The sequence below is a fragment of the Planktotalea sp. genome, from assembly GCF_018607965.1.
In the GTDB taxonomy this organism is placed as follows: Bacteria; Pseudomonadota; Alphaproteobacteria; order Rhodobacterales; family Rhodobacteraceae; genus Planktotalea.
The window spans coordinates 1-7275 of record NZ_JABBAM010000053.1; the positions used below are offsets into that span (position 1 = coordinate 1).

Genomic DNA, 7275 nt, shown 5'->3' on the forward strand with positions numbered 1-7275 from the left:
GAGCTGATCACGGGCGTTGATTTGGTCGAACAGATGATCCGGGTCGCCAATGGTGAGCCTCTGAGCATTACGCAAGACGACGTGAAGCTGATGGGCTGGGCGATTGAAAACCGTCTTTATGCCGAAGACCCGTACCGTGGGTTCCTTCCCTCTATTGGCCGTCTAACGCGGTACCGCCCGCCAGCAGAGACGGCTGCCTATAGCCCTGGTGTTGCGGCTGGGGGTGCCGGGGATGTTGTCGTGCGTAACGACACAGGCGTCTTTGAAGGCGGTGAAATCTCGATGTATTACGACCCAATGATTGCCAAGCTGTGCACATGGGCCCCGACGCGTGACGCAGCTATAGAAGCGATGCGCGTGGCACTTGATAGCTTTGAGGTTGAGGGCATCGGCCACAACCTTCCGTTCCTAAGTGCCGTGATGGATCACCCGATCTTTATAGCGGGCGAAATGACAACGGCCTTTATTGAAGAGCAATACCCAGATGGATTTGTTGGCGTTGAATTGCCAGAGGCTGATCTGCGCAGGATCGCTGCGGCCAGCGCCGCAATGAACCGCGTTGCCGAAATTCGCCGTGCGCGGGTGTCTGGTCGATTGGACAATCATGAACGTAAAGTCGGCGATAGCTGGAACGTTGCCATTCAGGATGCAAGTTTCGACTTGGTGATTGCGGCGGATCAAAATGGTTCAACGGTGACGTTTGATGATGGCGGTGTCATGCGTGTCAGCGGGAATTGGACGCCAGGCGATCAATTGGCCAACATGATGGTGGATGATCTTCCACTTGTGATGAAGGTTGGGAAAATTTCTGGTGGCTTCCGTATCCGTTCGCGTGGTGCGGACCTAAAGGTACACGTGCGCACTCCACGCCAAGCCGAACTTGCCCTTATGATGCCTGAGAAGGTCGCGCCTGACACGTCCAAATTACTGCTGTGCCCGATGCCAGGTTTGATCGTGAAGGTCGACGTGGAAGAGGGTGAAGACGTCCAAGAGGGTCAGGCGCTTTGTACCGTTGAGGCGATGAAAATGGAGAACATCCTGCGCGCAGAGCGCAAAGGTGTGGTGTCCAAGATCAACGCCAGCGCTGGTGAAAGCCTTGCCGTCGACGACATCATCATGGAATTTGAATAAGCCCAATGGGCTTTGGCGATCATAACAGTGACGTGAGCGGTTACGGCTGCCTGCGTTCGCGCACTTCGCGTTGTCGCATGGGCATTTTGTCGATGACGCGTGTAATCTCGCGCACGTCCCACGGTGATGCCTTGCGTAGCTTGACCCCGCCATCCTTACCGATTGCAACCATCATAAAACCACGTGGACGTAATTTCGTCCGCAATTCGCTGCCTTGCGCAGGGTTCGTATCTGTCAACACGACCACATCGCGTTCTGCCAACGCCTCTGCATTTGCTTCAAGCAAAGCCATTTGTTGTTCAAAGCGGGGATCATTGGCACTGTCAGCAAACACAACAATTGGTCGCGCGAGCCATAGAAAATCGATCAAATTGTCGCTTTCCGGGGCTGAAATCTGCTCCCAAACGGTAGTTTCGGAGGGTGTTTCAGCCTCTTGTGAAAAGGCTGGTGACGCGGCGAAAAGCGTTGCGAAAACAAATGTTAAGAGCGGTTTCATGTGGTCTCCCCTTGTTGCTAATATAGGGGGCCACGCAGTAATTGCGATGCCTTGTATGCGCAGATTTTCGCAAAATTGTACCTTTAAGAGAAAAAACACGACTAGGCTTCATGCCTTTATGAACTGCACATCGCCGTTTTGGCAAATTGGTGTGGGATCATTAAGGGGCTTAGAGTTTGGACGTTATTCTGCAAATCGGCGCGCACCGTACCGCCAGCACCAGTTTTCAAACGTATTTGCGCCAGCACAGTTGCGAACTGAACGAACAGGGAATGGGGTTTTGGGGGCCTCCACGACTGCGCCGTGGTCTGCTATACGGCGTGATTGCCAATCCAAATCAACGCCAACCCCCGTTAGAATTTGCGCGTGCTCAAGGCAGGATAAGCCTTCAACTCGAACAATCCCGCCTCAAGGGCCTGACACAATTGGTCGTTTCAGACGAAAATATGCTTGGGATCAAGCGTCACAATATTTCCAACCAAACGCTCTATCCCACAGCGGGCGAGCGCTTGGCGAAATACGTGGCGGCTTTTGGCGGTTCGGTGAAAACCATTCACCTCAGCTTGCGATGTCCCAGCACCTATTGGACGTCCGCGCTCAGTTTTTGTATCCCCCGCGGCGTTCGGGTGCCAAGCTGCGCGCGTATTGCCGCGCTTTCCACACACACCCGCACTTGGCGCGATGTGATCACAGACATTTCGGCAGCTGCGCCAGACGTGGCAATCTATGTCAGTACCTACGAACAACACGCCGCAGCACCCCAATCAATGCTCAGTTATTTGATGGGGCAGTCCGGGCCTGTGTCAAACACACAAATTTGGCGCAACAAACGGCCCTCTGCACAGGAATTGCTTCGCCTTCCTTTAGGAGCCGAAGAGTTTCAAAATTTGAGCGCAAACATTTGCGGCAACCACTGGCAGCCGTTTTCGCAAGTACAACGCACGATGCTCCAAGAACATTATGCCGACGACCTGTTCTGGCTGCGCTCAGGCGCGGATGGACTGGCGCATTTATTAGAAGACCCGAAATCCGAAAAGACGGGACTCCCCGCGGGACTGGATTTTGTGAAAAAAGGACAGAGATATGACGCAAGACAACGAATGGCGCGCCCTAGCTGAAAAAGAACTACGCGGACGCCCCGTAGACGATCTGACCTGGAAGACTCTCGAAGGCATAGATGTAAAACCGCTCTATACAGAGGCTGACATCGACGGTTTACCCCATATGGGCAGCATTCCAGGCCAAGAACCTTTCACACGCGGCGTCAAAGCAACCATGTATGCTGGGCGCCCTTGGACCATTCGCCAATATGCGGGTTTTTCGACAGCCGAAGCCAGTAATGCCTTCTATCGCAAAGCGTTAGCGGCAGGGCAGCAAGGTGTTTCAGTTGCCTTCGATCTAGCAACGCACCGAGGCTACGATAGCGACCATCCTCGCGTTGAAGGTGATGTCGGCAAAGCGGGCGTCGCGATTGATAGCGTTGAGGATATGAAAATCCTTTTTGATCAAATCCCCCTTGATAAAGTCTCGGTTTCCATGACCATGAACGGCGCAGTCATTCCGATCCTCGCTAATTTCATCGTGACAGGCGAAGAACAGGGGCATGATCGCTCGCTTTTGGCAGGCACAATTCAGAACGATATTCTCAAGGAATTCATGGTGCGCAACACTTATGTGTATCCACCCGATCCCTCCATGCGCATCATCGCGGATATCATTGAATATACGTCTGAAAAGATGCCTAAGTTTAACTCGATTTCGATTTCTGGCTATCACATGCAAGAGGCCGGTGCGAACCTTGTGCAAGAACTGGCCTACACGCTGGCCGATGGTCGCGAGTACGTCAGAGCAGCGATGGAACGGGGTATGGACGTTGATAAATTCGCGCCACGCCTTTCGTTTTTCTTTGCGATTGGTATGAATTTCTTCATGGAAGCGGCCAAACTACGGGCTGCGCGCTTGCTCTGGCATAAGATTATGACAGACCTCGGGGCGCAAAGTGCCAAGTCCAAGATGCTGCGTACCCATTGCCAAACCTCGGGGGTCAGTTTGCAAGCGCAAGATCCCTATAACAACGTGATCCGCACTGCATATGAGGCGATGGCTGCGGCTCTTGGTGGCACACAGTCTTTGCACACCAACGCGCTTGATGAAGCGATTGCGCTGCCTACTGAATTCAGCGCGCGTATTGCGCGCAACACGCAATTGATTTTGCAAGAAGAGACGGGCGTGACCAATGTCGTAGATCCGCTCGCAGGTTCGTACTATGTGGAAAGCTTGACCAATCAGCTCGCTGATGAGGCGTGGAAGTTGATCGAAGAGGTCGAAGAAATGGGGGGCATGACCAAAGCGGTTGCCTCTGGAATGCCCAAGCTTCGTATTGAAGAGGCCGCCGCGATGCGCCAGGCAAAGATCGACAAAGGCGAAGAAGTCATTGTTGGTGTGAATAAATACCGTCTCGAGCAAGAAGACGACATCGACATCCTCGACATCGACAATGATGCAGTGCGCACATCTCAAATTGCACGCTTGGAGGATATTCGTGCAACGCGCGACGAGGTTGCATGCCAAGCCAGTTTGGCTGAATTGACGCGACGTGCGGGCGAGGGCGGTAATCTGTTGGAAGCCGCAGTCGATGCATCGCGCGCGCGGGCAAGTGTTGGAGAAATCAGCATGGCGATGGAGAAAGTCTTTGGCCGTCACCGTGCTGAAGTCAAAACGCTCGCGGGAGTGTATGGTGCTGCGTATGAAGGCGATGAAGGTTTTGCTGCGATCCAAAAATCAGTTGAGGATTTTGCAGAAGAAGAGGGCCGTCGCCCCCGTATGTTGGTCGTGAAAATGGGCCAAGACGGGCATGATCGCGGCGCAAAAGTGATCGCGACTGCGTTTGCCGACATCGGTTTTGATGTCGACGTTGGTCCACTTTTTCAAACCCCTGAAGAGGCGGCGCAGGACGCTGTTGATAACGACGTCCACGTCATCGGCATTTCCAGCCAAGCGGCGGGCCACAAAACGCTGGCCCCCAAACTTGTTGCTGCGCTCAAAGAAAAAGGTGCCGAGGATATAATTGTGATCTGTGGTGGCGTTATTCCGCAGCAGGACTACGATTTTCTTTATGACGCTGGCGTGAAGGCGATCTTTGGTCCGGGTACAAATATTCCGAAAGCTGCGCAGGATATTTTGGAAATTATTAGAGAAACACGTAAGTAAGAGACGGGGCGCGACCCTTGTTCGCGCCTTTTTTCCAGACACAGGATAGATGCGATGCACAACCTTGTTCTAGACCACTTGGCGGTCAGCGGTACTGATCGGGATGCGGCGCGCGCGCATGTGGAAGACGCGCTTGGGTTGACCATGCAGCTTGGTGGCGCGCATGAACGCTTTGGAACGCACAATCATTTGTTGGGGCTTGACGGTGGTCTTTACCTCGAGGCGATTTCAATCGATCCAAATGCGCCAACGCCTGATCGTCCCCGCTGGTTTGATCTGGATAACTTTGAGGGCGAACCTCGGCTCACAAATTGGATTTGTGCCGTCCCTGATATGAACACCGCGTTAGCACAATGGCCCAATGCAGGTGGCCCTGTTTCACTTGAGCGTGGGGATTTGCGCTGGAAGATGGCGGTTCCTGCGACTGGAATTCTGCCCTTTGATGGAATTTTTCCGCCGCTTATAGAATGGAGTGGCACGTTGCATCCTGCGCAAATGCTGTCGTCTTGTGGGGCGAGTTTGATCTGCTTATCCGTTCTTCATCCACAAGCCGATGTGCTGTCCGGCCTACTTGGTGGTGTTGCTAGTGGGACTGTTCGGTTTGAAACGGCGCAGACCCCAAAACTGGTTGCAGAATTCAACACCCCCCACGGAACGCGTCTGCTGACATGATCGTTCGATCTGCGTTGACCCAAGATGCTTGTGCCATTTGTGACGTGTGGAATCCGTTGATAAGGGATACTGCAACAACCTTTACGACGAGTTTGAGAACGCCTGACGAAATACTTGGTAGTATTGAAGCACGTGCTGGTGCCTATTGGGTGGCCGAGGTGGAAAATCAGATCATCGGCTTTGCAACGTATTTCCCGTTTCGCAGTGGCTCTGGCTACGCCCATACTAAAGAGCATTCAGTCAATCTTGCACCTACTGCGCGTGGTTTGGGCGTTGGGCGTGCGTTAATGGAAACACTAGAACTGCACGCAAAAGAGGCGGGCGTTCACAGTCTTTGGGCTGGCATTAGCGCTGAAAACCCTGCGGGTGTTGCGTTTCATGAACGGCAAAATTTCAAACACATAGCGCGTTTACATCAGGTCGGATTCAAGTTTGGGCGCTGGATGGATTTGGTGTTGATGCAAAAAATCCTGACTTAATGCCGAATTGTTGCATGGGCTTTGCTGTATTTGGCGCGTAAACATGGGCGCATGTCACTTTGGACCCGCATATCAGACGCGCTTGAAGCACTTACAAACGGCGAAGGGCTGTCTGCCGTTTTCGAACGCTTGCGCACGCCGCCAGAACGCTCTGTTGGTTTTACCATCGCGGTAATTGCGTTAGGGGCCAAGATGGCCAAGGCCGACGGTCATGTGACCTGCGATGAGGTCACAGCATTTCGTGAAGTCTTCAATATCGCAGCAGCAGATGAAGAAAACGCAGCCCGCGTGTTCAATATGGCGCGGCTAGATGTCGCCGGTTATGAAGAATATGCAGCGCGCATTGCAGACATGTTTTCGACCGAGCCAACAACGCTATGTGACCTTATAGAAGGCTTGTTTCATATTGCGATGGCAGATGGGTTTTACCATCCCAGCGAAAATGAATTCCTAGAACATGTTGCTGAAATTTTTCGACTGCCCGAGCCTGAGTTTCGCGCTTTGCGTGCGCGCTTTGTACCTGACGCGATGCCCGATCCCTATTCGGTTCTGGGTGTTGAAGCGAACGCGCCTATTGATCAAATTCGTAACGCATGGCGAGCTATGGTGCGCGAAACCCATCCGGATCGTATGATTGCGCGCGGTGTTCCCCAAGAGGCAGTCCGCATGGCTGAAAAGCGAATGGTTGATATCAATCTTGCTTGGGAAGAAATTAGCAAAGATCGGGCGGCCTAGTGCGCATCGCGTGTTACAATGTTGAATGGTTTGACCGCTTGTTCGATGACGCGGGGGTGATGTTGCGCGACAAACGGTGGTCAGGGCGGCGCGATGTGACACGCGCGCAGCAGGCAAAGGCGTTGGGCAAAGTGTTCAATGCAATGGATGCCGACGCGATTATGATCATTGAGGCCCCCGATGATCATGAAGGTCGTGATGGTGAAAAAGCATTAGAGAATTTTGCAAAGGCATATGGGTTGCGTGCGAATAAGGCGTTGATCGGGTTTACGAATACGACGCAGCAAGAGATCGCGTTGCTCTATGATCCAGCTAAATTGACTGTGCGTCACGATCCGGTTGGCGAATTGGATGGGACAATACCGCGGTTCGATGGAACCTATGAGATTGACCTCGATATCGACAAGCGCGCGGATAGCGTCACGTTTTCCAAGCCACCTTTAGAGCTTTCGATTGAAACGATCACTGGTACAAAATTGCGCATGATTGGCGCACATTTAAAGAGCAAAGCGCCCCACGGCGCGCATAACCGCGACGAAGTCATGCGCTTTT

Annotated in this window: 7 protein-coding genes and 1 pseudogene; 7 read left to right on the forward strand and 1 reads right to left on the reverse strand. The window is 52.9% G+C overall.

The genetic code is table 11. The annotated features are described in order from the left end of the window. The coding region (locus QZ279_RS04970; protein ID WP_293448751.1) for a biotin/lipoyl-containing protein at positions 1-1131 on the forward strand (1131 nt) is incomplete at its 5' end. Positions 1132-1171: 40 nt separating this feature from the next. Here the strand turns inward: QZ279_RS04970 and QZ279_RS04975 are convergent. After that, positions 1172-1627, reverse strand: coding sequence for a DUF4174 domain-containing protein (locus tag QZ279_RS04975; RefSeq protein WP_293448753.1), 456 nt, complete (start codon positions 1625-1627; stop codon positions 1172-1174). A gap of 176 nt (positions 1628-1803) precedes the next feature. Between QZ279_RS04975 and QZ279_RS04980 the strand changes: the two genes are divergently transcribed. From QZ279_RS04980 to QZ279_RS05005, 6 genes and pseudogenes are all read left to right on the forward strand, one after another. Then, on the forward strand, positions 1804-2745 hold the full coding sequence (locus QZ279_RS04980; protein ID WP_293448756.1) for a hypothetical protein: 942 nt from the start codon (positions 1804-1806) through the stop codon (positions 2743-2745). Then, the gene (scpA, locus tag QZ279_RS04985; RefSeq protein WP_293448759.1) at positions 2711-4837 is read left to right on the forward strand and encodes a methylmalonyl-CoA mutase; all 2127 of its coding nucleotides are present in this window, start codon (positions 2711-2713) and stop codon (positions 4835-4837) included. Before QZ279_RS04980 ends, scpA begins: the two co-directional genes overlap by 35 nt. 54 nt (positions 4838-4891) lie before the next feature. After that, on the forward strand, positions 4892-5509 hold the full coding sequence (locus tag QZ279_RS04990; RefSeq protein WP_293448762.1) for a VOC family protein: 618 nt from the start codon (positions 4892-4894) through the stop codon (positions 5507-5509). Beyond that, positions 5506-5988, forward strand: a complete 483-nt coding sequence (locus QZ279_RS04995; RefSeq protein ID WP_293448764.1) for a GNAT family N-acetyltransferase — start codon at positions 5506-5508, stop codon at positions 5986-5988. Before QZ279_RS04990 ends, QZ279_RS04995 begins: the two co-directional genes overlap by 4 nt. Positions 5989-6039: 51 nt before the next feature. After that, positions 6040-6723 carry a TerB family tellurite resistance protein gene (locus tag QZ279_RS05000; protein ID WP_293448767.1) on the forward strand — a complete coding sequence of 228 codons (684 nt, stop codon included), beginning with the start codon at positions 6040-6042 and terminating at the stop codon, positions 6721-6723. Continuing rightward, positions 6723-7275 (forward strand): annotated as a pseudogene (locus tag QZ279_RS05005) (endonuclease); the annotation flags it as partial. The gene QZ279_RS05000 and the pseudogene QZ279_RS05005, both read left to right, overlap by 1 nt.